This window comes from Pedobacter sp. R20-19 (assembly GCF_000708265.2).
Taxonomy (GTDB): Bacteria; Bacteroidota; Bacteroidia; order Sphingobacteriales; family Sphingobacteriaceae; genus Pedobacter.
Genome location: NZ_JCKI01000001.1, coordinates 703781 through 728178, shown reverse-complemented (window position 1 = coordinate 728178; position 24398 = coordinate 703781). Strand labels below are relative to the sequence as shown.

The window sequence follows — 24398 nt, the reverse complement described above, 5'->3', positions numbered from 1 at the left end:
TTTACCGCTGTGAATACGCCGCTATATATTGCAAAACGTTACTTGTTTGCAAAAAAGTCTACCAATGCCATTAACCTGATATCCGGCATATCAATGGTTGGCGTAATGGTAGGAAGTGCAGCACTGATTATTATTCTTTCTGTATTTAATGGCTTGGAAACAGTTGTGCTGGGGCTATTTGATACCATGACACCAGAACTCGTTATCGTTCCGGCAAAGGGTAAAACATTTGATCCAGATACCAAGTACTTTTCATCGCTTAAAAAAAATAAAGCAGTTTTCTCCTACACAGAGGTATTGCAAGAGAATGCATTATTAAAATACAACCAAAAGCAAGCCGTAGGCATGGTGAAAGGCGTAAGTTTGGCTTATTTAAAAAACAGTAAACTGGATAGTTCCATAAAAGAAGGCCACTTCATTTTACAGGATAAAAATGGATACAACGCTGTCATTGGTTCTACGCTACAAAGTCAGCTCACTGTAAACACCCTCGATCCGTTTACCGAAATGGAAATTTTTTCACCTAAAAAAACGATTGCGGTGAATACCTTAAATCCTACTGATGATTTTGTGAATAAGAACATTAGGGTAAGTGGCGTTTTTGAGGTACAGCAAGAATTTGATAATGGTATTATTGTGCCTCTGGCTTTTGCAAGAGAATTGCTTGGAGAAGAGAAAAATGTATCAACAATAGAAATCAATCTGCAAGCCGGAACCGATGTGGATCATTTTCAGGAAGAAGTGGCAGAGAAGCTCGGTAAGGATTTTGAAGTACGTAACCGGGCAGAACAAAACCAATCGCTCTACCACATCTTAAATACAGAAAAATGGGCAGTTTATATTATTCTTACCTTCATACTGATCATTGCCATTTTTAATATTATTGGCTCACTTACCATGTTGGTGATTGATAAGGTAAAAGACATTGCCATTTTAACCAGTTTAGGCGCAAGTAAAAAATTGATTAAACGTATTTTCTTATTTGAAGGCATGATGATTACCATGTCAGGTTGTGTGCTGGGCTTAATCATTGGGCTGATTTTCTATTTCATTCAGCACAAATACGGAATTATAAAAATGGGTGAAGCAAATCTACTGATGGAATCCTATCCAATTGGCCTTAAATGGAAAGACTATATTCTGGTCTTTGTAACGGTAGGATTTTTCTCATTTTTGGCATCAGCTTTGTCATCAAATTTAAGTGTTAAAAAGATAGACCAAATTAATCAAACGATATAAAGGGATGAAGTTAGTTAAACAGGCATTTGTATTTGTTGTACTCTTTGGAGTAGCCGTTACAGCTTGTAACAGAAACGGGAAAGCCGGTAAGGAAGAAGAAAGTAACGTCAAAATCGTAAAAGGATTATACAGCTTTGGTCCGGAAATGAAGTCATTTACCATGTGTGATGATGGACGTGAATACTGGGTGGCAGATAGTGTTAAAAATCTGGAACTGTCATACAGCAATCTCAATTTCGAAAAACCATATGAGCCAGTTTATGTAGAGCTGGAAGGCTATTTTGCAAAATCTGATACTTCAGTTGTTTCTGCTGATTTTGATTCTACATTAGTGGTTACAAAAGTTTTAAAAATAAGCAAGGAAATTCCTGATGGCCCTTGCGCACAATAATTGACTAACTTTCATTCGTTAGTCTGGAAATTCTTTCCTGACTTTTATACCTGTGGATTTATAATCTACCCTCAACGACTTTGTTTATCTAGCTTATTTTTATAGTATTGAGCTAACGTTCAACCCTATAATGATATCATGTATAGAGGATTAAAAATCCTCAGGAACATCAGACTGGATTATAAATCCAGAATAACCAGACATCAAATTTAGATTATAAAAAAAGCCCGAATCAAAGCAAATGATTCAGGCTCTTTTCTAGATATTATATCTACTACCAGTAAATACCATATAAGGCAACTAATAATCCAACAATAATTAAAGCACCAACTGCAAAGCCTGTTGTTGTTTTAAACATGCTAGAATCAATCTCAAGTCCTTTCGGATTAGCCACTCCTTTTCTAAATTCAGTTAAACTGATCAGCACCATTCCTAAAATACAGAACACAAATACAATACCCATTCTATCTAAGAAAGGAATTTCATATATACCAGCCGCTGTTTTAACAGAAAAACCTATTCCAGATAAGAAAGAAAGATCCGTCATTCCTGGTAGGAATTTCAAAAGTAAAGACAATCCGAAGCCACCAATTGTGGCGAATAATGCTGCATTTGAAGTTGATCTTTTCCAGAAGAATCCTAAAATAAACATGGCAAAAATACCTGGAGATACGAAACCTGTATATTCCTGAATGTATTGGAAACCTCCTTTTTTGTCAATGCCTAAGTGAGGTGCAATTAAAACCCCTAAAACCATGGCTACTACCACAGCGATTTTACCCGTAAACACGAGATCTTTCTCTGAAGCATTGGTTTTCAACACCTTTTTATAAATATCAAGGGTAAAGATGGTGGCAATACTATTGGCCTTACCAGCTAAAGAAGCCACAACCGCAGCTGTTAAAGCGGCAAATGATAAGCCTTTTAATCCGGCAGGTAATAAGTTTAACAATACGGGATAAGCACGATCAGGATTAACAGAACCATCTTGCAACATCTCAGCCTGGAAAGCGCCATCTTTATAAAGTACATATGCAGCAATACCTGGAAGCACCACGATGATAGGCATTAACAATTTTAAGAATGCGGCGAATAATAATCCACCACGGGCTGTTTTTAAATCTGCCCCTAAAGCCCTTTGTGTGATGTATTGATTACAACCCCAATAGTTTAAATTAACAATCCACATACCGCCAATCAAAACACTTAAGCCCGGTAAATCGATATAATTTTCATTATCAGGTTTAAAAATCATGTGAAAATGTTCTGAAGCCTTAGTACTCATTAAGCTATAGCCTTCTAAAACACCCGTTGTACCATAATGAGTGGATACTAAATTAAGTGCCAGATAAGTAGTAGCCAAACCACCAAGAATTAAGAAAAACACTTGAATTACATCTGTATAGCCAATTACCTTCATACCACCAAGCGTAATTAAAATGGCAAATGCAGCAATGGCATACATACAGAACGTTAAATCAAAACCAGATATACTGCTTACGGCTAATGCACCCAGATATAAGATAGAAGTTAAATTAACCACTACATATAATAATAACCAAAACACAGCCATTATCATGGCAACAGTACCATTGTAACGCTGATGCAGGAACTGAGGCATTGTTGCAATCTTATTCTTAAGGTAAACAGGAATAAAGAAAACAGCCACAATCACCAGCGTTAAAGAACCCATCCACTCATAAGTAGCAATGGCGAGCCCCATTTTAAAGCCAGATCCACTCATCCCAATAAACTGCTCGGCAGAAATATTAGAGGCAATTAATGATGCACCGATTGCCCACCAGGTAAGCGAGCCTTCTGCTAAAAAGTAATCTTTGGAACCTGTTGATGCAGATTTTTTCTTATTGTAGATGTAGAGACCATAGGCGGCTACAATAACGAAGTAGACTGCAAATACAATGTAATCCTTCGTGTCCAGTAAGTTTTGTTTCATTGAATGATATAAAGGTTATTTGGTTTAGAAATCTAAATGTAGTAAAATCATAAATTAATAATGACATTTTTTTAAGAAAAAAAACGTTAAAAAGACGTTTATTAATTTATGATCTTACTTATTGCTAAATTTTAGATGTATCTATTAATTAGATTTTCTAAATATTCTTGTCTGCCGCTTCTCACTTCAGGCTCTCCATTTTCAGCAGCATAGTTTCTTAAATCCTCTAAACTCAATTTTCCTTGTTCAAAATCAGCGCCTTTACCACTGTCGAAAGAGGCATAACGATCTGTTCTTATTTTCTTGTAATCCGATTTCTGAAGAATGGCATCAGCTGTAATTAATGCACGGGCAAAAATGTCCATACCACCAACATGAGCATAAAATAAATCTTTAGGATCAGTAGAGTTACGGCGAATTTTAGCATCGAAATTCACACCACCACCCTGCAGACCACCGCCTTCTAAAATGATCAGCATGGATTCAGTCAATTCGTTAATATCATTTGGAAACTGATCTGTATCCCAGCCATTTTGGTAATCGCCACGATTGGCATCAATAGATCCTAACAAACCACTGTCTACTGCAACCTGTAATTCATGTTGAAAAGTATGACCCGCTAAGGTAGCATGGTTAACTTCGAGATTTAATTTGAAATCATTTAATAAATCGTATTGTTGTAAAAAGCCTTTTACGGTAGCTGCATCGTAGTCATACTGATGTTTTGAGGGCTCACATGGCTTAGGTTCAATAAAGAAAGTACCTTTAAAACCTTGTTTACGGGCATAATCTTTGGCTGTATGTAAAAACTGTGCTAAATGCTCCTGCTCACGTTTCATATTGGTATTTAGCAGGCTCATATAACCCTCTCTACCACCCCAGAAAACATAATTTTCACCACCTAGTGCAATTGTTGCATCCAGTGCAGCTTTAACCTGGGCAGCACCATGTGCTAAAACTTTAAAGTCTGGATTGGTAGAAGCACCATTCATGTAACGTTCATGGCTGAATAAGTTAGCTGTTCCCCAAAGTAGTTTTACACCACTATCGGCTTGTTTTTGTTTAGCATATTCAACCAGTGCCTGCAATCTGTGTTCGTTTTCAGCAATATTATTTCCGTAATCAACTACATCTACATCATGGAAACAGTAGTAAGGCATTTGCATTTTAGTGATAAACTCGAAGGCAGCATCCATTTTATCTTTAGCTCTTTCAACAGCATCTTTCTTTTCATCCCATGGGAAAACGTGCGTGGCACCACCAAAAGGATCTGCACCATTTGCATTAAAGGAATGCCAATAAGCACAAGCAAATTTAAAATGCTCATTCATTGTTTTTCCTGCTACAACCCTATCAGCATCATACCATCTGAAAGCAAGTGGATTATCACTTTCCAAGCCTTCAAATTTAACCTGATCTATACCTTTAAAAAATTCTTTTTCTCCTGTTACTACGTTTTTCATTGTACTCTTAATTTGCGGTTCTGTTTATAATAATTTAATTAAAATTTCTTTCCATTCCTGATAAATCGGCTCGTATTGTTCCGAGTGTTGAGGATTTAAGGTTTTGATCACCTGGTGTTGCGTAAAGGCATCTTCTACATTCTTAAAAACTCCCGCACCAATGCCAGCACCCAATGCCGCACCAACACTCCCGTCATTTTCATATAATTCAACAGGAATTCCCGTTACATCAACAAATGTTTGGGCAAATACCTCGCTCAGAAATAAGTTTGCCCGGCCAGCCCGAATTACCTTTGGCTGCATTCCGTTTTCACGCAGGATATCTAAACCGTATCTAAAAGAAAAGGCAATTCCTTCTTGTACAGCACGGAAAATATCAGCCTGTTGATGAAGGTTAAGGTCAATACCCAGCACTTGTCCGCCAGTATATTTATTATTCAACATGCGTTCAGCTCCATTCCCAAAAGGAAGTACTTTTAAACCTTTGCTACCAATAGGTGATGTTGCAGCAAGCTTATTAAGTTCCGGATAGCTCGCCTGTGGAGCAAAATTATGTTTAGCCCACCGATACATGCTACCCGTACCGTTAATGCAAAGCAATACACCTGTATGCTTCTTTTCTTTCGTGTAGGTTACGTGAGCAAAAGTATTTACCCTCGATTCCTGGTCATATGTCAACTCATCACTTACACCATAAATTACACCAGATGTACCTGCGGTTGCAGCCACTTCACCAGGTTTAAAAACATTTAGTGATAAAGCATTGTTAGGCTGATCGCCAGATTTGTAAGAAACCGGAATTCCTGCTGTAAGTCCAAGCAATGTGGCTGTTTCTTCAAGCAGTTTTCCATGCGACGAAAATAGTGGTTTTATCTCCGGGATCAGATTTTCATCAAATCCATAATGGCTCATCAAATCACTTGAGATTTCATCATTTTGAAAATCCCAGAAAATACCTTCAGACAAAGCCGGAATACTGGTGGTAATGCATCCTGTTAACTTCATGGAAATAAAATCACCCGGTAACATAATTTTATCTATCTGCGCAAAAACTTCCGGCTCGTTTTCTTTTACCCAGGCAAGTTTAGAGGCCGTAAAGTTTCCCGGAGAATTTAATAAATGCGATAGTGATTTTTCGTGACCAATGGCTTCGAAAGCACTGTCGCCTATTTCTACAGCCCTACTATCACACCATATGATACTGTCTCTTAAAACTTTCTGGCTTTTATCTACCACGACTAAACCATGCATCTGGTAAGCAATACCAATTGCTTTAATTTCTTTAGGATCGAAATTAGCGTTTGCGTTAACTTTTAGTACAGCCTGTTGTACATTTTGCCACCACTCCACTGGAGATTGTTCTGCCCAGCCGTTTTTAATAGATTTTATTTCTGTTTCCTGATCTGGATATTGAGCTGTTGCAACACATTGTTGCGTATGAACATCTACTACTGCAACCTTTATGGATGATGTACCTACATCAATACCTAATAAATACATTTGTTATAATTAATTTTAATACTTGGTTATGCAAACGGTTGCATAAAGTTAATTCTTAAATTCTTAATCGCAAATTTTTTAGCTTTTATTAATTGTTTTTTTTATAAAATAACCAGCCTAAACTTGAAACTTTTGGATGTACTATTTAAGCTGAAAACTTTATTTCTACTAAAACAACATGTTATTAATTGATAATTTATTATTTTGGTCACTCATAAAATAAAATGATGCAACATATATCCTGGGGTGATTTTGAAAAGGTAGAACTTAGAATTGGGACTATTATAGAGGCCACAGAATTTCCGGAAGCTAAAAAACCTGCGTACAAATTAAGGGTAGACTTTGGTGAATTGGGTATTAAAAACAGTAGTGCTCAAATTACTAAACATTATACCTTGCCCGAATTAATTGGCAGACAAATTATTGGTGTAGTTAATTTCCCAAAGAAACAAATTGGAAAGTTTATGTCTGAATTTCTCGTTACAGGGTTTGCAGACGAAAATGGCGATATTGTATTATCAGCTGTGGAACGGAAGGTACCTAATGGAAGTAAATTGATATAAATTGGCAATGCAGGTCAAATTGATTCCGAGAGGTTTGAGTTTACCTAAAATATATTATTAATATCTTCTTTTATCGGCGAGATCACCGTAAATCAGCGGGAACCATTTAAATATTATATATTACTCAAAGCTGAACCAAAAAACCCATTATGCCATGAAATCAATTTAGGTCAACATTAAAGATTACCTATATTTGTTTCATGAGTTTTTACAATTTTGAAAACACTGATTCAGGCGAAGAAGATATCCATTATATGAAGCTCGCTTTAGAAGAGGCTAAAAAGGCATTGGCTGAAGATGAAATTCCAATTGGTGCCATTGTGGTAAGTAAAAACCGGATTATTGGCCGGGGCTACAATTTAACAGAACGCTTCAATGACGTAACGGCACATGCAGAAATGCAAGCTTTCACCTCTGCCACGCAAACCATTGGTGGGAAGTACCTCAAAGATTGCACTTTATACGTAACCATCGAACCATGTGTAATGTGTGCAGGGGCAAGCTACTGGGCACAAATTGGTAGAATTGTTTACGGTGCAAGAGAAGAAAAGCGAGGATTTATTTCTAAGGGATCAGATTTGCTACATCCAAAAACAGTGCTGAAAGGTGGCGTAATGGCCGAAGAATGTGCTGCAATGATGAAAAGCTTTTTTGCGAAGAGAAGATGAGGGAGTAGTAACTAGTAGCGAGTATCAGGTATCAAGATTAGGCGCTAAAGTAAGAAGTAAAGAACTGATGTATATTAGTAGTAAGTAGCTAGTATTATGTATCAAGACTAAATACTATACCTTAATGATCCTTAATCCCTTAATGTTTTCAATAAAAATACCCTTATACTTAACTTATGGTTTTGATTTTTTTTTATCCAGTCTCTTGATTTGAATAAGCAAGTCTACGCTATGTTAAAAACCAAAATACCATTTGATGATAATAACATGAACAAATCTTAACCTACGAATGTTATATTTGCTCAACAAACATTTTTAAATTTAAAACATAAAACTATGGCTTTTGAATTACCAGCGTTACATTACGCTACAGACGCATTAGAACCGCATATTGATAAAACTACCATGGAAATTCACCATGATAAACATCACCAGGCTTACGTAACTAACTTAAATAAAGCTGTTGAAGGAAAACCTGAAGCAAATTTAAGCATCGAAGAAATCGTTAAAAATATTTCGAAATATCCTGCTGCTGTGAGAAACAATGGTGGTGGTCATTATAATCACTCTTTATTCTGGAACGTTTTAGGTCCAAATAAAGGTGGCGAGCCAACTGGCGATTTAGCTAAAGCAATTAATGAAACTTTTGGTTCATTTGCTGAATTAAAAACTAAATTACAGGAAGCTGGCGCAACACGTTTTGGATCAGGCTGGGCTTGGTTATCTGTTGGTGCTGATAAAAAACTTCAGGTTTCTTCTACTCCAAATCAGGATAATCCTTTAATGGATATTGCTGAAGTAAAAGGAACACCTATTTTCGGTATTGATGTTTGGGAACATGCATACTACTTAAAATATCAAAACAAACGTCCGGATTATTTAGCTGCAATCTGGAATGCTGTAAATTGGGATGCTGTTGCAGAACTTTACAAAAAAGCATTGTAAGCAATCCATTTAAATTATAAAGAAAGTCCCGGCATAAAAAATCGGGACTTTCTTGTTTTAAGATAATTACCTAACTTTACAGCTATTAAGACATTCAAAATGAAGCAGGTTATATTTTTACTCTTTATATTAGTTGGGATCAGCGGGTTGGCAAATGCACAACAAAATAAGGTTCCTACACCAGATGAGATTGCTAAAAAAAATGTAGATGATTTAGATAAAAGATTAAAACTAAACGATACGCAAAAAAGCGTTATTTATCGTTTTACTTTTAATCAGGCTAAAGAACAGGCTGATTTAATTAAGAGACAACAAGCTGGAAATTCTCGTGAAGAAGATGTAGATAAATTCTATAAATTACAGAATGAAACTTCTAAAAACATCCGTAATGTATTAAAAGGCGAACAGCAAAGCGAATACGATAAAGTTATCGAAGAACGGTTAAGCGGTAAATCCAAAGGAAAAAACAAGAAAAAGAAAAAGGGCGAAGAGGAAGAAGTAGAAGGTGATATCAAAGGCTTGCTTTCTGCACCTCCACTTGAACAGCAAAAGCAATAATTCTAGTGTTGTGATCACAAGTAGGGAGCCCTTCTAAATAGATTGCTTCATCCAATGAAGAATTGGCTTCGCAATGACGATTATTCGTAAGTTAAAAAGTTCAGAATTCTTTATTGAGGTTGAAATGATAGATGATAACAAGATGGGTCGTCATTGCGAGGAGGTACGACGAAGCAATCTTTCCTGCCAATAAGCCCATTCTTCTACACTATCAGTAATCCCTAAATGTTCTTGACAGAACTGATCATTAAATCCCAACAATATCTTTCTTTTTCTTTTGCTTCATTGTTTTAGGAATAATTTCTAAAATTTCTTCTTTTAAAGCATTCAGCATCCTCTTTTTGATAAAGTTTTTATGTGTCACCAGACTGATTTCTCTCACTGGTTCAGGCGATTTGAAATGACGTATTTTTGCAGTTTGTTTAACACTTAATTCAGCAATGGCCAATTCCGGCAGCAAGGTTGCCCCACCATTTAAATCAACCATTCTAATAAGTGTCTCCACACTTCCAGTATTATATTCTAAACCCTGAAGTCTGTTATTTTTGGTAGATCGACAAATATTTAGCACCTGATTGCGCATGCAATGCCCTTCGTTTAGCAGCCATATATTTTCCTCGTTCAGGTCATCAGCATCAACAGCTTTCTTTTTATACAACTTACTATTTTTGCTGACATAACTTACAAAGTTCTCATAGTAAAGAGGTGTTTCTGAAATATTCGCATCAGTTAGTGGCGTAGCCAAAATACCACAATCTAACACGCCGGTTTTAAGGTGATGAATGATATCTTCAGTAGTATATTCCCAAATCAATAGTTTAAGATCAGGATATTTTTCCAGCATTGCTGAAATGACCTCAGGCAATAAATAAGGGGCTACTGTAGGAATTACCCCAATTTTAAGTTCTCCTAAAACATCTTGCTGCTGACTGCTGATCAATTCTTTCACCTTCCCACTCTCCTGCAAAATCACCCTGGCTTGTGCAATTACCTGAGCACCAATTTCTGTTGGAAAAACAGGCTGCTTACTGCGATCAAATATTTTAACACTCAGCATTTCCTCCAGCTTTTGAATCTGCATACTTAAGGTAGGCTGTGTAACAAAACACTTTTCAGCAGCAGTTACAAAACTCCTGTAAGTATCAACAGCAACAATATATTCAAGCTGAACTAAAGTCATATAGTAGAAATTGATTTATTTATCCAAAGATATAAATTTTAACTATAACAAGAAATGAATGATTTAGTGATGGAATGAGCAAATGATAGAATGAAGAAATATTTAACCGATTAGTGTATGACATATAGCTATACTCAATACCTTTAACATTCTCTCATTCAAAATTCATTCATTCAATTATTCTCTAATTTCTTAGTACCTGCTTTCAAAATCCCGATAGGCCAATGCGATTCCTTCCTGCAATTCAACCTGATGTTTCCATCCTAAGCTGTGAAGTTTACTTACGTCCATCAATTTCCTTGGCGTTCCATCTGGTTTTGTGGTATCAAAGACAAGCTCACCATCATAACCTAAAACACCTTTAATTAAAAGCGCTAAATCTTTAATGGTCAAATCATGGCCTGTACCAATATTGATCAGATGAGGCTCATTGTACGTTTGCATCAGAAAAAAACAGGCATCAGCCAGATCATCAGCAAATAAAAATTCACGCATCGGCGACCCTGATCCCCAAACCACAACCTCATTTACATTATTAGTTTTAGCCTCGTGAATTTTACGGATTAATGCAGGTAAAACATGTGAATTCTGTGGGTGATAATTATCATTATAACCATAAAGGTTAGTGGGCATTACAGAAATAAAATTGCAGTTGTACTGATCACGGTAAGCATCGCACATTTTAATGCCCGCAATCTTCGCAATGGCATAAGGTTCGTTGGTTTCCTCTAAAGTTCCGGTTAATAAATAATCCTCCTTCAAAGGTTGAGGTGCCAGCTTCGGATAAATACAACTCGAGCCCAAAAACATTAGTTTTTTAACCTCATTGAGGTAGGCATTGTGAATCACGTTATTTTGAATCGCTAGATTTTCATAAAGAAAATCGGCCCGGTAAGTATTATTGGCCACAATGCCACCAACCTTGGCCGCAGCCAGAAAAACGTAATCAGGTTTTTCTGCAGCAAAAAAATCGGTTACCGCTTGCTGGCTCCGGAGATCCAGTTCAGCTGAGGTCCTGGTGATGATGTTTGTATAACCTTCTTTAAGCAGTTTCCGGTGAATTGCCGACCCTACCATTCCGCGATGCCCGGCTACATATATCTTATCGTTTTTTTCCACAGTAATTTTTATAGGCTGTAAAAATACAATTCCTGAATAAGAATGGCATTAATCTTTATGTCAAAACATATACGATATTGATTTAATTGTATTTTTGCAGAAAAAAATAAACTTTTGGGTAAAGATAAACTTAGGCGTTTTGCAGAGATCGAAACATTTGCAAACGTATATCAATTAGAAGAAGGGCAAGCATTAAAAGGAAACTGGGCTAATAACCATTTTAAAAACAGTAATCCTATTGTACTGGAACTGGCTTGCGGAAAAGGTGAATATTCTGTAAACCTGGCCAGATTGTTTCCGGATAAAAATTTTATTGGTATCGATTATAAAGGAAACCGCATCTGGCGTGGTGCCAAAACGGCGATTGAAGAGGGCATTGATAACGTTGCTTTTTTAAGAATTCAGATTGAAAATATCCTGGATTACTTTGCTGAAGGCGAAATCGATGAAATCTGGATTACCTTTCCTGATCCTCAACCACAGGATAGCCGGGAAAAGAAACGCCTGACCTTCCCCGCATTTTTGAACCGGTATAAACTTGTTTTAAAACCAGGTGGGTGTGTAAATCTGAAAACAGACAACGACCAGCTTTATGCCTACACTGTTGAAAAAACAGCAGAATTAAACTTAATCGTACATAAAAATACGGATCATTTATATACGTCAGATTTAGTTGATGATGTTTTATCCATTAAGACGTATTACGAGAAAAAATACTTACTTCACGAGAAAAATATCAATTACATCCAATTTTCATTTGAATAATGAATACCAACTTTTACGAGCAGGTTTATGAGATTGTACGACTGATTCCGAAAGGTAGGGTGACCTCTTATGGGGCTATCGCGAAAAGTTTAGGCGCAGCAAAATCATCGAGAATGGTAGGGCATGCCATGCGTTATGCAGGCACCGCGCACCCAACAGTTCCTGCGCACCGTGTGGTAAACAGTAGTGGTTTGCTTACCGGGAAATTTCATTTCAATCCGCCAAAATTAATGGAAGAACTGCTCGCCAAAGAAGGTGTAAAGGTTAAGGATGATAAGGTTTTAAATTTTAAACAGGTTTTTTGGAATCCTTTAGAAGAGATTACAGAATAACGGGTAAACTCCGCTTGTAATCAGTGATTGTGAAAATGATTAAAATCAGAAGTCCTAAACAAGCATAAAACATTTCATCAACTACATTACCTTTAAAAACAGTGAAGGCTAAAATGATTAGAATGATGCTGACAATCAGTTCAAATAAACCGTGAAATTTCAGACTGATGATTTTGAAAATACCACCACTAAAATTAGTGCAGATGGTTGAAAGAAATTGAAGAACTCCGAGCGTATAGGATAAAGTTGAAGCAGTCTCAGAAAGACCAAAGAGATCTGGCGAAATCAGGAGCAACATCACCAACATATAATCTAAAACGGCATGAAACTTAGGGGATATAATTTTCATATTCAATTATTTAATAAATTAAACAATCGTCTTTTAAAAAAGATTTAAATTTTAACATATGGGAAAGTTAATAGAAGAATTTAATGGTTATCGCGAAAAAATGAACGATAGAATCATGGAAACTGCCAATACGAATATCAAGCGTTTTTTTGCTTTAGACACCACTTCATATGCAGATGGCGCCTTAAATGTTAAAACAAAAGAAATGCTTGGCTTGGTTGCTTCAATGGTTTTACGTTGCGATGATTGCATTAAATATCATTTAGGAAAGTGTTATGATGCTGGTGTAAACAGCGAAGAAATGAATGAAATTTTCATGATCGCCAATTTGGTTGGTGGAAGCATCGTGATCCCGCATTACAGAAGAGCAGTGGAGTATTGGGATGAGTTACAAAGTAGTTTGGAGTCTTAAGTTTTTAGTTTGGAGTTTTGGGTGGCCGTTCAAATTCAGATAATGTAAGTATATTTATCTATGGGAACGATTAAAGACTTACTCGCCTATCAGAAAGGCTTTGTGCTTGCAATGGATATTTTGTTTTATCGAAAAAATTTCCATCAGACGAACGTTATAGCCTCACCAATCAGATTAGACGATCTTCCAGAAGTGTTTGTGTAAATTTGGCAGAAGCCTATAGAAAGAGAAAGTATTCAAATCATTTTGTAAGTAAATTATCAGATTCGGATACAGAGAATGGCGAGACACAAACGTGGTTAGAATTTGCTTTAGCTTGCAATTACATCTCAAATGAAGAATTTAACAAGTTAAATAACCAGACAGAAGAGGTTGCCAGATTGTTAGTTTATATGATGAATAATCCTGAAAAATTTTTAATTAAAAACGCTACTTAATTAGGCTACTTGCTATGCATACTCCAAACTCCCAACCTTTAACTCCAAACTCAATAAGATGCAAATGGGCTGGCACCGATCCGCTATATATTAAATACCACGATGAAGAATGGGGGAAGTCTGTTTATGATGATCAAATATTGTTTGAATTTTTGATTCTGGAAGGTGCACAGGCAGGTTTAAGCTGGATCACTATTCTTCGCAGGAGAGAAAATTACCGCAAAGCCTTCGCAAATTTTGACGTGCAAAAAGTGGCAGCCTTTAATGAACAGGATGTTCAACGACTTCTAAATGATGCGGGCATTATCAGAAACAAACTAAAGATAAATGCTGCAATCATAAATGCCAAACTGTTTATCCAAATTCAAAAGGAATTCGGAAGTTTTTCTAATTATATTTGGGCTTATATTCCTGGTCAAAAAACTATTGAAAACAATATTCTGAAGATGAGCGATGTGCCTGCTAGTACGGAAATCTCTGATCGGATTAGCAAAGACATGAAAAAACGGGGCTTTAAGTTTTTCGGCACCACCATTTGTTATGCATTTATGCAAGCCACCGGAATGGTTAATGATCATTTAATGAATTGCTGCGCGAGATAATCAATGGTTTTCAAACATTAAAACCTGATCAATTTGTTGTATACTAACGTTGAAACCCTGGTTATCTTAGCTTTCGCGCTACAGCTTTAGCCCACAGTGCTAATCTATTGATCTTAAAATCATTCAATTTTGTAAATCCTCGTTATTTCTTCACCTCATTATAGGCTTTTACCAATTCAATTACATCGCGAATATTATACTCAGAGCTATATTCGACTTTCTCTTTAAAATCCGGAGCATCGCCCAGCTTTTGCAGTAAAATAGTTCGCACAGCAGCACGCTTATCATCATCTGTAATGGCCTTAACCGGTAGTTCCTGCATTGGACCAGCACCAGGTTTTTCAATAAAGTATCGCAACACCGGTGCACCTGCAGGTTTTTCTCTCCTGGCATTACCTCCCCCACCTATGCTAATTCCTCCGCCCATGCCCATTCCGCCAAAACCTCCCGTTCCTGCTCCAATCCCCACAGACGGACGAAACCTAACTTTTCTATCCTTCGCTGCTGGCACCAGATCACCCCCACCAAAAGAATACAAATTCACTGCCCCCAACTCCATTACTTTCACAAACCGATATTCAAAATTTTTACCGTTAGCAAAACCCTTACTTAGGAAAGCATTACCATTCCAGAAAAAATTTTTCACGTCCTTAGCTGGCAGAATAACATCACTTTCATCATTGGCACTGATTAAAACAGAAAAATAATCTGTTCCTTTTATGGTACCACGAATCACATCGTCATTATTTTTCACAATAAAATCCTGAGCGAAAAGATGGGTTATTGAGAATAAGAAAAGAGATACAGCAAATAGAAACTTTATCATATGAATAGCCTTTATACAAATAACGTGAACTCAAACCTAAATCTTATCATTTAAACCATAAAGTTGCATTTTTTTTAATCCTTTGCTTTCACTAGATTTTGTTGAAAAAGCATTTTAATGATTTGGCTAACTTTGGTTACTTTTACTCGAATAAGTAAACAATAAACCGGAGTAATCCTTTTTATTCGTGTAATCAATATTTTATGAAAAAACTCTTTCTTTTAGATGGAATGGCACTGATGTATCGGGCTCATTTTGCATTAAGTAAAAACCCCCGTTTCACTTCCTCCGGAATTAATACATCTGCTGTTATGGGATTTACCAATACACTGCTTGATGTTTTAAAGAAAGAAAAGCCAAGCCATATGGCCGTGGTTTTTGACACGGATGCGCCAACAGAAAGACATACGTCCTTTGAAGCTTATAAAGCACAGCGCCAGGCCATGCCAGAAGATTTAGCGGCAGCAATGCCCTACGTCATTAAACTCATTACCGGTTTTAACATTCCGGTAATTACATCAGATGGTTATGAAGCCGATGATATTATTGGTACACTAGCTAAAAAAGCAGAGCAAAAGGGTTATCAGGTTTTTTGTATGACGCCTGATAAAGATTTTGCTCAACTGGTATCTGAAAATATCTTTATTTATAAGCCTGCCCGTATGGGTAACGACATGGAAATTTTGGGCGTTAAAGAAGTACTGGCTAAATGGGAAATTGAAAATGTACTCCAGGTGATTGATATTTTAGGCTTATGGGGTGATGCAGTAGATAATATTCCGGGAATTCCGGGAATCGGTGAAAAAACCGCCAAGTCTTTAATTAAGACTTATGGATCTATGGAAAATATCATTGCCCACTCTCATGAGCTTAAAGGTAAACAACGTGAAAACGTAGAAAACTTTGCTGAACAGGGATTAATTTCTAAAAAACTTGCTACCATTATCCTTGATGTTCCAGTAGAATTAGACGAGGCCAGTTTAGAAATCTGCGATCCTAGTCGCGATTTGCTTGAACCCCTTTTTACTGAACTCGAATTTAGAACTTTAGGTCGCCGCGTTTTTGGTGACGAATTCTCTGTTACCACTGCCAGGTTTGGAGAAGGTACACAAACGGATTTATTTGGCAATCAATCTGGAGAATCTATCCAGTACACCAATACCTTAGAAGAAGAACCTGCAGAAAAGCTGCCCGCTAAAACGATAGAAAACACTGAACACAATTATCAGCTGATTGATACAGCTGAAAAACGTGTAGATTTAATTAAGCTCTTATTAGCAGAACCTAAAATCTCTTTTGATACCGAAACAACCGGAACGGATGCCAACATTGCTGATCTGGTAGGTTTATCATTCTCCGTTAAACCCGGAACAGGGTATTATATTCCGCTTTCTGCAGTTAGAGATGAGGCACAGGCCATTGTTAATGAGTTTAGGGTAGTTTTAGAAAATCCGGAAATTGAGAAAATCGGACAGAATACGAAGTATGATATTTTGGTTCTGAAATGGTATGGTGTAGAAGTTCAGGGGAAAATTTTTGACACCATGTTGGCGCACTATCTGATTGATCCGGATACAAGACATGGGATGGATATTTTGTCTGAAAATTACCTGGGTTATTCACCAATCTCAATCACCAAACTTATTGGGCCAAAAGGGAAAAATCAAGGCACCATGCGTGATGTTCCGGTGGAAGACGTAGTAGATTATGCCGCTGAAGATGCTGATGTAACCTTACAGCTAGCCCATATCTTTGAACCTAAACTGGTAGAACTTAATGCGGCTAAGCTTGCAGAAGAAATAGAAAACCCTTTGGTATATGTTCTTGCTGATATAGAAAAAGAAGGTGTTCGCATTGATATGGATACACTTAAAGCTTATTCCGCTGAATTGGAAATTGAAATCCGTAAAGCAGAACAAAGCGTTTATGAAAAGGCTGGCTTAACCTTCAATTTAGCTTCTCCTAAGCAATTGGGTGAAGTTTTATTTGATAAACTTCAGCTTGACCCTAAAGCCAAAAAAACAAAAACCGGACAGTATCAAACCGGCGAGGATGTGCTTATGGCACTCGCAAGTAAAAGTGATATTGTGAAAGATATTTTAGATTTCAGGCAGTTGCAAAAACTAAAATCTACTTATGTTGATGCGCTACCTTTAATGGTTAATCCAAAAACGGGCCGCGTTCATACCTCATATAACCAGGCTGTTGCTGCAACAGGCCGGTTAAGTTCCAATAATCCTAACCTTCAAAATATCCCGATCCGCACTGAAAGAGGAAGGGAAGTGCGTAAGGCATTCATCGCCAGAGATGAAAACCATATCCTCCTGTCAGCTGATTATTCACAAATTGAATTGAGGATAATTGCCGAAATCAGTAAAGAAGAAAACATGCTGGATGCCTTTAACAATGGTATTGATATTCATACCGCCACCGCAGCGAAAGTATATGGCGTAAGCATTGAAGATGTAGATAGTACGCAAAGAAGAAATGCAAAGGCAGTTAACTTTGGGATTATTTACGGTCAATCAGCTTTTGGTTTATCGCAAAACCTGGGTATACCCCGCAAAGAAGCCGCCGACATTATCGAACAGTATTTTGCTCAGTATCCAGGGATTAAACGTTATATGAGCGATACGATGAACTTTGCCAGGGAAAATGGTTTCGTAGAGACGATTATGGGCAGGAGACGCTATTTAAGAGACATTAACTCTGCCAATCAAACGGTACGTGGTTTTGCTGAACGAAATGCCATTAATGCGCCTATTCAAGGTTCGGCAGCGGATATGATTAAAATTGCAATGATTAATATACATAGAGAAATGAAAGCTCAAAATTTGCAGTCAACCATGACCATGCAGGTACATGATGAGCTTGTTTTTGATGTGGTTAAATCGGAAAAAGAAGTGATGAAATCTATTATTCAGGATAAAATGGCCAATGCCATTAAATTAACCGTTCCTATTGTAGTAGAGATTGGTGAAGGAGATAACTGGCTGGCTGCACATTAAAAATAAATACTTATCTTCATTAAAACTTCATTACGATTGATGAATTTTACATCAACAAATAAACGAGTAAAACAAAAAATTTTAAAGACATGAAAAAGTTATTAAGTTTAATCGCAATCGCAGCATTTGGTTTATCTACAGCATTTGCTCAAACACCTGCAACAACAACTCCAGCAAAAGCTAAAACTGTTGTTAAAAAAGAAGTAAAAACTACAGCTGCTCCAGCAAAAGCTGATGCTAAAAAAGAAGCTAAAAAGGTAGAAACAAAAACAACTACTGCAACTACCAAAGTTAAAGCTGATGGTACGCCAGATAAACGTTTTAAAGAAAATAAAACTAAAGCAGTAACTAAGATTGAAACCAAAAAAGACGGTACACCAGATATGCGCTATAAAGCAAATAAAACTGCCGCTAAAAAAAATTAGGTTTAGTTTATAATTGAAAAGGGTTCCGACGAAAGTTGGAACCCTTTTTTTATTTACCGCTGGTTGGTGTTCTCATCAATCAGAATAAACTATTCCTAATGAAATCTATAAAGTAATGGTTTCACCAATTTTCGGAAGTAGTAACGTTTTGCCTTCACGTTTAAATTTAGCTACTGCATCTTCCTCATTGATACTAATTGGAGGAAAAGTATTATAATGGACACCAATTACCTGATCACAATCAACATACTTTGCAGCGATAACAGCATCATCTACATCCATGGTGTAATGCCCCCCTATTGGTAAGATGGCATAATCCAGATGATGCAATTCAGCCAATAATTTCATTTCTAAAGTTAAAGCGGTATCACCAGCAAAATAGATTTGCTTGCCTTCCAGCTCCAATACAAAACCAGCCGGATTTCCACCATAACTTCCATCAGGATTTGAACTACTGTGAACAGCCCAAACGGTACGCAACTTACCAAAAGGCATGGTTTGTGTTCCGAAATTAATGTCAGTAACTTTATCTATACCCTGAGCTTTTATCCATTTAGCCACCTCAACCACGGCGATAACCTGTGCATCAGTTTGCTTAGCCAATTCCACTAAATCAGCTACATGGTCACCGTGCCCGTGACTTACTAAAATATAATCTGCTTCAATTTTAGAGGTATCAACATCCTTTGCCAGTGGATTAGATTTTATAAATGGATCGAATAGAAACTTTTTGCCATCTGCCTCGATTAAAAAGCATGATTGACCATAATAAGTATATTTCATATTATTGGGATTAATTATTATATACTGAACAATGTAAAAGAGTACTTAGGCTTGTACTTATTGCCCAAACATGCCACCTAAACCACCCAGCATATCTTGTGCTGAGGCCTGCATTTCCGTAGCACTTACTTCTTCAGCATTTGCAAGTGCTTTATTAATTGCGGTTAAAAGTAATTCTTCTAATTCTTCCTTATCTGCATTTTTTAAAAATTCATCATCAATAGCTACACCAGTAATGGCTTTATTAGCCGTTGCTGTAATCTTAATAGCGCCATTTTCAACTTCACCAAATACAGAAATGGTATCTAAACGTTTTTTAATTTCCTCAGCCTTTTGTTGTGCTGCAAATAATTTATCGAACATATTGTTATTTTAATAGTAAACGAAACTAAGTTGAATTGGTTTGCAAAAGAAAAAGGATAGCAGCAATAATTTTGCTACAGATAGGTTTGTAAGTTAAATTTCAGATCCATCAACCAATTAAATTCTTCCAAGGATAGTATTAAGTTCATCAAGAAAGCGATCAATCTTTTTTGTACCCATAAAACTCTTTAAAGACATGACATGCATTTTATCTTTAACTGGCAGATAAATCTCTGCATTAACCTCTGTACCTGAATAAATGAGGTTGGTAGTTTTTCTAATAATCTGGAAACGGATAATATCGTTAAAAGCATATTCCTTCACCCTACGTCCGCCGAAAGTAGAGTGGATTAACTTTTGTTGGTTTTTATCAAATTTAACACTCGAAAAAATCATATAGAAAAACACCAGGCCAATTATAAGTGGAAAGTAAGTCACCAAAATCCTTTTAAAGGCATTTTCATCAGCCATAAAATTTGGATTGAGTAAAATGGCAACAGTAATGCCTATCATGATTAAACCAAAAATAACACCACCAATTTTCTGTTGTTTTAATTGATAAACGCCTCCTTCTTCCTTAAAGAATTCAAAATCATAAATGGTTTGCTTCGGAATTATAGGTGCATTAGCAAAAACAAGTTCATCAATTTTGGGTAAAACCTCATTCTGATATTGAATCAGATTAGCATCGGTAACCTTACTATAACCATTAGACACCGCCAAGCCTTTTCCATGTCTGTTGCTTTTTTTAAATAACCGATAGCTGTAACCTCCACCATAAACTTCATAAGAATCAACAGCAGCAATATCATCAAATGGAATAGAACCAACGGGTAAAAAACCAATCTTCCGATATAATTTTCTATCTGTTCCATTAAAGATTAATTTGGATTCTGCCATCAATACCAAAAGTAAAGGAACCATTAATAGTACCCCACAGTAAGTTAAGGTAGTGTTTTGAGAATAGCCATTCATTTGGGTAGAAAGAAAGTAAACAAGCCCCAAAAAGAGAATAAAAAAAACCAATCCAACTATCCGTAAATTCCGTTTCGGATAAATGGTGAGCGTATTTGGCTCAATAATCCATTTTGTCTTTGCCATAAAAATTAATCTTCATCGGAGCCCGGTAAGCTCCCGTTTCCATGATAAGCACCTTTACGGATGATTGGCATATTCAAGTGTTTGTATAAATCATCCAGATGCATTAAACTTCCGTTAGTTAAATTTCCTAAAAATATTACGATGATGTTTTTATCTAAATCACGAACATAGATGTGCCTGAAACCATGCCACCATCCGGTATGATATACTACTTTATCCATCTTTTCGCCATCAAACATCCTCCAGCCATAGCCATAGTTAAAGTGACCATTTACAGGCTTATTACGCCCAACGTATGATGAATCACTACTTTTTTTAGTGATTAATCGTCCATTTTTCAGATACTTATCAAATAGAACCAAATCGTGTAATGTACTGTAAATTCCCTTATCTCCCACTGGCCCATCTAAAAAATTCTGTGCAACAGAATACTTCCATGTTCGATCATGCCCTACCACATCAACCGGAATTTTTTCATATTCGGTAGTGCTGTATACATGCGTATGTTTCAAGCCTGCAGGTTTAAAAACATGTTCCATCATGTATTGTGAATAGCGCTGTCCTGTAACCTTTTCAATGATCGCTCCTAACACCATAAAATTAGAGTTGTTATAATGAAAGCGATTATCTGGTTTAGTATAAGGATTTGGTTTGCGTTCGGCAATCACGTTCATTACCTCTTGGTTGGTTACACCTTTTTTCATCGGGCGTTTTTCTTTTCTCCAGATGTCATCAATGAAATAAACATAATTCATCATTCCACTACGATGACTAAGAAGTAATTTTACGGTAATGCCATCATAAGGAAAGTTTGGAAAAAACTTCTTTACGTTATCGTTTAACGACAGTTTACCAGCTTCTACCAATTGCATAATTGCTGTTCCGGTAAAAGTTTTAGTAATCGAAGCCAGTTCAAACTCAGAATTTATCTTTAAGCTATCGCGATGTAAATAATCTGCCCAGCCAATTGCTTTTTCATATAATATTTTACCATCCTTCGCAACCAGCATATTTCCATTAAACCCATATTTTTTATGCAGGTTCTGTACAAAATCAGCGATCCACTTATCTCCTTTTGCAGGATCGTATGCAATTAAAATACTATCCGCTTTATCATCTTCTTTCACGCGGATTTTTGCATCAGCTGCCTTTTTCTCTTCAGCCTTTTTACTATTACAAGCTGTTAATAAAGTTATGGAGAGGGCTAATGCTGAACATATATATCTAAAATTCATTTATATTAAAAAGTAGGGATTTAAAACCCGAAAATTAAAGAATTTTAGACGGTTAATTGGAAAGAGTTTTAAACATTTGCGCATTTTTGGTTGTACCAGCATTCGAATAAATGACCTTTACTACCATAAACAGGATCATTATCTGGATTTTTCACATTAGCAATTTCTTCATCAGCTTGCGGGCGCTCTTCAGGCTTACCGTATTTCATATTATACTCTGCTCCATTTGGATAAGCCCCAACAACGGTAAAGTCTTTACTAGCATGCAATTTCATGTGTGCTACACCTGCCGGGATCATCACAACATCACCTTTATCAAGTTCAATGCATACGCCATGTTCCCCACCAAACTGAACTTCTGCTTTACCGCAGTAAACGCCCATCACTTCGTGAGTATTGCTATGATAATGTTGGTAATCAAAAATTCCATCTACCCAGGCATTTGTATATCCGTTCTGGGCGAAGACTTTTTTAATCGCTTCTTCGGTCTCATCAGGATGAATCAGAAAAGCTCCTTTATAAATCATTAAAGGTAATTTTGGATTATTGGGAAAGTCTCCATTTTCCGCTATTGTATGTGATACAAGGTAAGCTTCCTGTATTAATTTTTCTTTGTTCATAATTATGATGTTTATTTATTAACAAAGCAAGATGGAAAGGGTTTGTTCTGTTTATTGAAGATGCTTAATCTTTTGAAGGATTTACATCTGCTTTACAGGCAAGTGGGCTTCTCAAATCATTAAGACTTACGTGGGTCAATTTTTATATATTTTGTCCACATACTAAAAACGTGTGTCTTTTTTTTATTTTTTGACCCACGTTTATGCCATTTAAAAATTTAATTGTGTTCAGTTATAATGTTGATGCGCTCAACCTTTTCCTTTTTTAAACTGCTCACATTAATGAGAAGTTCAATTAAATCATTATTAAAATAATAATTTTCCTTTCCAATCTTATTCTTTGTAATTAATCCTGTTTCACAAAGTTGATCAAGATATCTCCCTGCAGTTTTTCTTGCTATTCTAAGATCATTTTTTATGAACTCGATTTTCGTATAAGGATGTTTGAAAAGACTATTAATCAAGTCTTGTGAATAGATTTTGGGAAGCTCAGATCGGATTTTTTGTTTATGAAGTAACATAAGCTTTTTGATTTCCTTAATAATATATGAAGTTTGTAATGCGGTTTCTTCAACAGCATCAAGCATATACAGAATCCATGGCTCCCAATTATTAGTTTCCCTTGTTTCTTGCAACAAATGATAATAGGTTGTTTTATTTTGATTAATATATCTACTTAAGTAAAGTATTGGCAACTTAAGCAAGTTTTCTTTTATCAGATATAGAATGTTTATAATACGTCCGGTTCTTCCATTTCCATCATAAAATGGATGGATACTTTCAAATTGATGGTGGATAATGGCCATTTTCACAACCGGATCAAGATCAGTGAGTTCTCCATCATTAATGAATGTTTCAAGATTACTCATTAATTCAATGATTTTATCATGTTCCTGAGGTGGAGTATACACAGTCTCACCCGTCAGATCATTCTTTAAAGCAGTTCCCGGTACTTTCCTAAATCCGGCATCATTTTCTTCAAGCAAGGCTTGCAGTTTAAGAATGTGATTTATGGTGATGAGTCCACTTTCTCTAACCTGATCAAACCCTTCCAGAAGAGCTTGTGCATAATTATAAACTTCTTTCGCCGCTTGACTGGTAAATTGACGAGTAATGCTATCGCTAGTATAAAGCTCGTCATGTGTAGTAACAATGTTTTCTATTGCAGAACTATCCTTTGCTTCCTGTAAAGAAAGAGTATTCAATATTATCCTTTCATTTGGGATACTTTCTGCTACCCCATTCAATCCAGCTAATGCAGAACGTACCATATTAAGTCTTTTTAATACGGCCTTTGTTTCAACATCCTGTTGTAATGGCAAATTTGGTATCTTATGTAGTTTAGCCATTTGTAATCTATAATATTAATACATGGGCTAATTTAAGCATTTTTTGTCCATGCACCATATAACGTGGACCAATAATTAGAAAAATAGCCCACGTTATTGATTAGCTCATTTAAAATATTGCTCATGCTAGTTAAGCTTTGACCAAATAACCTTTAAAAAACACTTATCAAAATAACCATAGATTGTCATACTTATCTTATCTAAATGCTTA

The 24398-nt window shown here is 36.3% G+C and carries 26 protein-coding genes; 13 read left to right on the top strand and 13 right to left on the bottom strand.

Annotation, left to right across the window (positions count from 1 at the left end; genetic code table 11):
• The first annotated feature begins 9 nt into the window (after positions 1–9).
• A complete protein-coding gene (locus AN34_RS03260) occupies positions 10–1239 on the top strand; it encodes an ABC transporter permease (RefSeq protein ID WP_029282261.1) in 1230 nt (409 codons plus the stop codon).
• A 4-nt stretch (positions 1240–1243) separates the two neighbouring features.
• Positions 1244–1630 carry a hypothetical protein gene (locus AN34_RS03255; protein WP_029282260.1) on the top strand — a complete coding sequence of 129 codons (387 nt, stop codon included), beginning with the start codon at positions 1244–1246 and terminating at the stop codon, positions 1628–1630.
• Positions 1631–1904: 274 nt separating this feature from the next.
• On the opposite strand, the gene AN34_RS03250 is transcribed toward AN34_RS03255, so the two are convergent.
• The 3 genes from AN34_RS03250 to AN34_RS03240 all read right to left on the bottom strand — a co-directional run bounded on the left by AN34_RS03250 (position 1905) and on the right by AN34_RS03240 (position 6547).
• Entirely contained in the window at positions 1905–3584 is a 1680-nt protein-coding gene (locus AN34_RS03250) for a sodium/sugar symporter (RefSeq protein WP_029282259.1), read from the bottom strand.
• A 131-nt stretch (positions 3585–3715) separates the two neighbouring features.
• Positions 3716–5047 carry a xylose isomerase gene (xylA, locus tag AN34_RS03245; RefSeq protein WP_029282256.1) on the bottom strand — a complete coding sequence of 444 codons (1332 nt, stop codon included), beginning with the start codon at positions 5045–5047 and terminating at the stop codon, positions 3716–3718.
• A 24-nt stretch (positions 5048–5071) separates the two neighbouring features.
• Positions 5072–6547, bottom strand: a complete 1476-nt coding sequence (locus tag AN34_RS03240; RefSeq protein WP_029282254.1) for a xylulokinase — start codon at positions 6545–6547, stop codon at positions 5072–5074.
• Positions 6548–6774: 227 nt separating this feature from the next.
• Here AN34_RS03240 and AN34_RS03235 point away from each other — a divergent pair, with 227 nt between their 5' ends.
• From AN34_RS03235 to AN34_RS03220, 4 genes are all read left to right on the top strand, one after another.
• Positions 6775–7110 carry a tRNA-binding protein gene (locus AN34_RS03235; protein WP_029282252.1) on the top strand — a complete coding sequence of 112 codons (336 nt, stop codon included), beginning with the start codon at positions 6775–6777 and terminating at the stop codon, positions 7108–7110.
• A 200-nt stretch (positions 7111–7310) separates the two neighbouring features.
• The gene (locus tag AN34_RS03230; protein ID WP_029282250.1) at positions 7311–7778 is read left to right on the top strand and encodes a nucleoside deaminase; all 468 of its coding nucleotides are present in this window, start codon (positions 7311–7313) and stop codon (positions 7776–7778) included.
• 336 nt (positions 7779–8114) lie between these two features.
• Positions 8115–8723 (top strand): superoxide dismutase, encoded by a 609-nt coding sequence (locus AN34_RS03225; RefSeq protein ID WP_029282248.1) that lies wholly within the window; start codon positions 8115–8117, stop codon positions 8721–8723.
• A 99-nt stretch (positions 8724–8822) separates the two neighbouring features.
• A complete protein-coding gene (locus tag AN34_RS03220) occupies positions 8823–9281 on the top strand; it encodes a hypothetical protein (RefSeq protein WP_029282246.1) in 459 nt (152 codons plus the stop codon).
• 247 nt (positions 9282–9528) lie between these two features.
• Here the strand turns inward: AN34_RS03220 and AN34_RS03215 are convergent, their stop codons facing one another.
• Complete coding sequence (locus AN34_RS03215; protein WP_029282244.1) at positions 9529–10461, bottom strand: hydrogen peroxide-inducible genes activator; 933 nt, start codon at positions 10459–10461, stop codon at positions 9529–9531.
• Positions 10462–10653: 192 nt separating this feature from the next.
• On the bottom strand, positions 10654–11580 hold the full coding sequence (locus AN34_RS03210; RefSeq protein ID WP_029282242.1) for a GDP-L-fucose synthase: 927 nt from the start codon (positions 11578–11580) through the stop codon (positions 10654–10656).
• Positions 11581–11694: 114 nt separating this feature from the next.
• Between AN34_RS03210 and trmB the strand changes: the two genes are divergently transcribed.
• Both trmB and AN34_RS03200 read left to right on the top strand, forming a co-directional pair.
• The gene (gene trmB / locus AN34_RS03205) at positions 11695–12345 is read left to right on the top strand and encodes a tRNA (guanosine(46)-N7)-methyltransferase TrmB (protein WP_029282240.1); all 651 of its coding nucleotides are present in this window, start codon (positions 11695–11697) and stop codon (positions 12343–12345) included.
• Positions 12345–12677, top strand: a complete 333-nt coding sequence (locus AN34_RS03200) for an MGMT family protein (RefSeq protein ID WP_029282238.1) — start codon at positions 12345–12347, stop codon at positions 12675–12677. Before trmB ends, AN34_RS03200 begins: the two co-directional genes overlap by 1 nt.
• On the opposite strand, the gene AN34_RS03195 is transcribed toward AN34_RS03200, so the two are convergent.
• The gene (locus AN34_RS03195; protein ID WP_036676374.1) at positions 12667–13026 is read right to left on the bottom strand and encodes a hypothetical protein; all 360 of its coding nucleotides are present in this window, start codon (positions 13024–13026) and stop codon (positions 12667–12669) included. The two genes, AN34_RS03200 and AN34_RS03195, sit on opposite strands and share 11 nt — an antisense overlap.
• A gap of 58 nt (positions 13027–13084) precedes the next feature.
• Here AN34_RS03195 and AN34_RS03190 point away from each other — a divergent pair, with 58 nt between their 5' ends.
• From AN34_RS03190 to AN34_RS03180, 3 genes are all read left to right on the top strand, one after another.
• Complete coding sequence (locus AN34_RS03190) at positions 13085–13438, top strand: carboxymuconolactone decarboxylase family protein (RefSeq protein WP_029282235.1); 354 nt, start codon at positions 13085–13087, stop codon at positions 13436–13438.
• A 173-nt stretch (positions 13439–13611) separates the two neighbouring features.
• Positions 13612–13875 (top strand): four helix bundle protein, encoded by a 264-nt coding sequence (locus tag AN34_RS03185; RefSeq protein ID WP_231625478.1) that lies wholly within the window; start codon positions 13612–13614, stop codon positions 13873–13875.
• Positions 13876–13889: 14 nt separating this feature from the next.
• Positions 13890–14477, top strand: coding sequence for a DNA-3-methyladenine glycosylase I (locus AN34_RS03180; protein ID WP_029282233.1), 588 nt, complete (start codon positions 13890–13892; stop codon positions 14475–14477).
• 142 nt (positions 14478–14619) lie between these two features.
• Here AN34_RS03180 and AN34_RS03175 read toward each other — a convergent pair whose 3' ends face one another.
• The gene (locus AN34_RS03175) at positions 14620–15303 is read right to left on the bottom strand and encodes a hypothetical protein (RefSeq protein ID WP_029282231.1); all 684 of its coding nucleotides are present in this window, start codon (positions 15301–15303) and stop codon (positions 14620–14622) included.
• 203 nt (positions 15304–15506) lie between these two features.
• Between AN34_RS03175 and polA the strand changes: the two genes are divergently transcribed.
• Together polA and AN34_RS03165 are read left to right on the top strand one after the other, a co-directional pair.
• Entirely contained in the window at positions 15507–18311 is a 2805-nt protein-coding gene (gene polA, locus AN34_RS03170; RefSeq protein ID WP_029282229.1) for a DNA polymerase I, read from the top strand.
• Positions 18312–18400: 89 nt separating this feature from the next.
• Complete coding sequence (locus tag AN34_RS03165) at positions 18401–18736, top strand: hypothetical protein (protein ID WP_029282227.1); 336 nt, start codon at positions 18401–18403, stop codon at positions 18734–18736.
• A gap of 105 nt (positions 18737–18841) precedes the next feature.
• Here the strand turns inward: AN34_RS03165 and AN34_RS03160 are convergent, their stop codons facing one another.
• From AN34_RS03160 to AN34_RS03135, 6 genes are all read right to left on the bottom strand, one after another.
• The gene (locus AN34_RS03160; RefSeq protein WP_029282225.1) at positions 18842–19519 is read right to left on the bottom strand and encodes a metal-dependent hydrolase; all 678 of its coding nucleotides are present in this window, start codon (positions 19517–19519) and stop codon (positions 18842–18844) included.
• Positions 19520–19576: 57 nt separating this feature from the next.
• The gene (locus AN34_RS03155; RefSeq protein WP_029282223.1) at positions 19577–19882 is read right to left on the bottom strand and encodes a YbaB/EbfC family nucleoid-associated protein; all 306 of its coding nucleotides are present in this window, start codon (positions 19880–19882) and stop codon (positions 19577–19579) included.
• A 117-nt stretch (positions 19883–19999) separates the two neighbouring features.
• The gene (locus AN34_RS03150) at positions 20000–20983 is read right to left on the bottom strand and encodes a hypothetical protein (protein ID WP_029282221.1); all 984 of its coding nucleotides are present in this window, start codon (positions 20981–20983) and stop codon (positions 20000–20002) included.
• Positions 20984–20988: 5 nt separating this feature from the next.
• Positions 20989–22218, bottom strand: a complete 1230-nt coding sequence (locus tag AN34_RS03145) for a serine hydrolase (RefSeq protein WP_029282219.1) — start codon at positions 22216–22218, stop codon at positions 20989–20991.
• A gap of 68 nt (positions 22219–22286) precedes the next feature.
• Positions 22287–22838, bottom strand: coding sequence for a cupin domain-containing protein (locus AN34_RS03140; protein WP_029282217.1), 552 nt, complete (start codon positions 22836–22838; stop codon positions 22287–22289).
• 218 nt (positions 22839–23056) lie between these two features.
• Entirely contained in the window at positions 23057–24187 is a 1131-nt protein-coding gene (locus tag AN34_RS03135) for a Fic family protein (RefSeq protein WP_051666180.1), read from the bottom strand.
• Positions 24188–24398: the final 211 nt, after the last annotated feature.

Bases quoted from the DNA above. Each gene is read 5' to 3' on its own strand.
- AN34_RS03255 (WP_029282260.1), top strand. From the start codon at position 1,244: ATGAAGTTAGTTAAACAGGCATTTGTATTTGTTGTACTCTTTGGAGTA.
- polA (WP_029282229.1), top strand. From the start codon at position 15,507: ATGAAAAAACTCTTTCTTTTAGATGGAATGGCACTGATGTATCGGGCT.
- AN34_RS03230 (WP_029282250.1), top strand. From the start codon at position 7,311: ATGAGTTTTTACAATTTTGAAAACACTGATTCAGGCGAAGAAGATATC.
- AN34_RS03180 (WP_029282233.1), top strand. From the start codon at position 13,890: ATGCATACTCCAAACTCCCAACCTTTAACTCCAAACTCAATAAGATGC.
- AN34_RS03140 (WP_029282217.1), bottom strand. From the start codon at position 22,838: ATGAACAAAGAAAAATTAATACAGGAAGCTTACCTTGTATCACATACA.
- xylA (WP_029282256.1), bottom strand. From the start codon at position 5,047: ATGAAAAACGTAGTAACAGGAGAAAAAGAATTTTTTAAAGGTATAGAT.
- AN34_RS03165 (WP_029282227.1), top strand. From the start codon at position 18,401: ATGAAAAAGTTATTAAGTTTAATCGCAATCGCAGCATTTGGTTTATCT.
- AN34_RS03155 (WP_029282223.1), bottom strand. From the start codon at position 19,882: ATGTTCGATAAATTATTTGCAGCACAACAAAAGGCTGAGGAAATTAAA.
- AN34_RS03175 (WP_029282231.1), bottom strand. From the start codon at position 15,303: ATGATAAAGTTTCTATTTGCTGTATCTCTTTTCTTATTCTCAATAACC.
- AN34_RS03135 (WP_051666180.1), bottom strand. From the start codon at position 24,187: ATGGCTAAACTACATAAGATACCAAATTTGCCATTACAACAGGATGTT.
- AN34_RS03250 (WP_029282259.1), bottom strand. From the start codon at position 3,584: ATGAAACAAAACTTACTGGACACGAAGGATTACATTGTATTTGCAGTC.
- AN34_RS03150 (WP_029282221.1), bottom strand. From the start codon at position 20,983: ATGGCAAAGACAAAATGGATTATTGAGCCAAATACGCTCACCATTTAT.
- AN34_RS03225 (WP_029282248.1), top strand. From the start codon at position 8,115: ATGGCTTTTGAATTACCAGCGTTACATTACGCTACAGACGCATTAGAA.
- AN34_RS03240 (WP_029282254.1), bottom strand. From the start codon at position 6,547: ATGTATTTATTAGGTATTGATGTAGGTACATCATCCATAAAGGTTGCA.
- AN34_RS03200 (WP_029282238.1), top strand. From the start codon at position 12,345: ATGAATACCAACTTTTACGAGCAGGTTTATGAGATTGTACGACTGATT.
- AN34_RS03220 (WP_029282246.1), top strand. From the start codon at position 8,823: ATGAAGCAGGTTATATTTTTACTCTTTATATTAGTTGGGATCAGCGGG.
- AN34_RS03190 (WP_029282235.1), top strand. From the start codon at position 13,085: ATGGGAAAGTTAATAGAAGAATTTAATGGTTATCGCGAAAAAATGAAC.
- AN34_RS03160 (WP_029282225.1), bottom strand. From the start codon at position 19,519: ATGAAATATACTTATTATGGTCAATCATGCTTTTTAATCGAGGCAGAT.
- AN34_RS03195 (WP_036676374.1), bottom strand. From the start codon at position 13,026: ATGAAAATTATATCCCCTAAGTTTCATGCCGTTTTAGATTATATGTTG.
- AN34_RS03235 (WP_029282252.1), top strand. From the start codon at position 6,775: ATGCAACATATATCCTGGGGTGATTTTGAAAAGGTAGAACTTAGAATT.
- AN34_RS03145 (WP_029282219.1), bottom strand. From the start codon at position 22,218: ATGAATTTTAGATATATATGTTCAGCATTAGCCCTCTCCATAACTTTA.
- AN34_RS03215 (WP_029282244.1), bottom strand. From the start codon at position 10,461: ATGACTTTAGTTCAGCTTGAATATATTGTTGCTGTTGATACTTACAGG.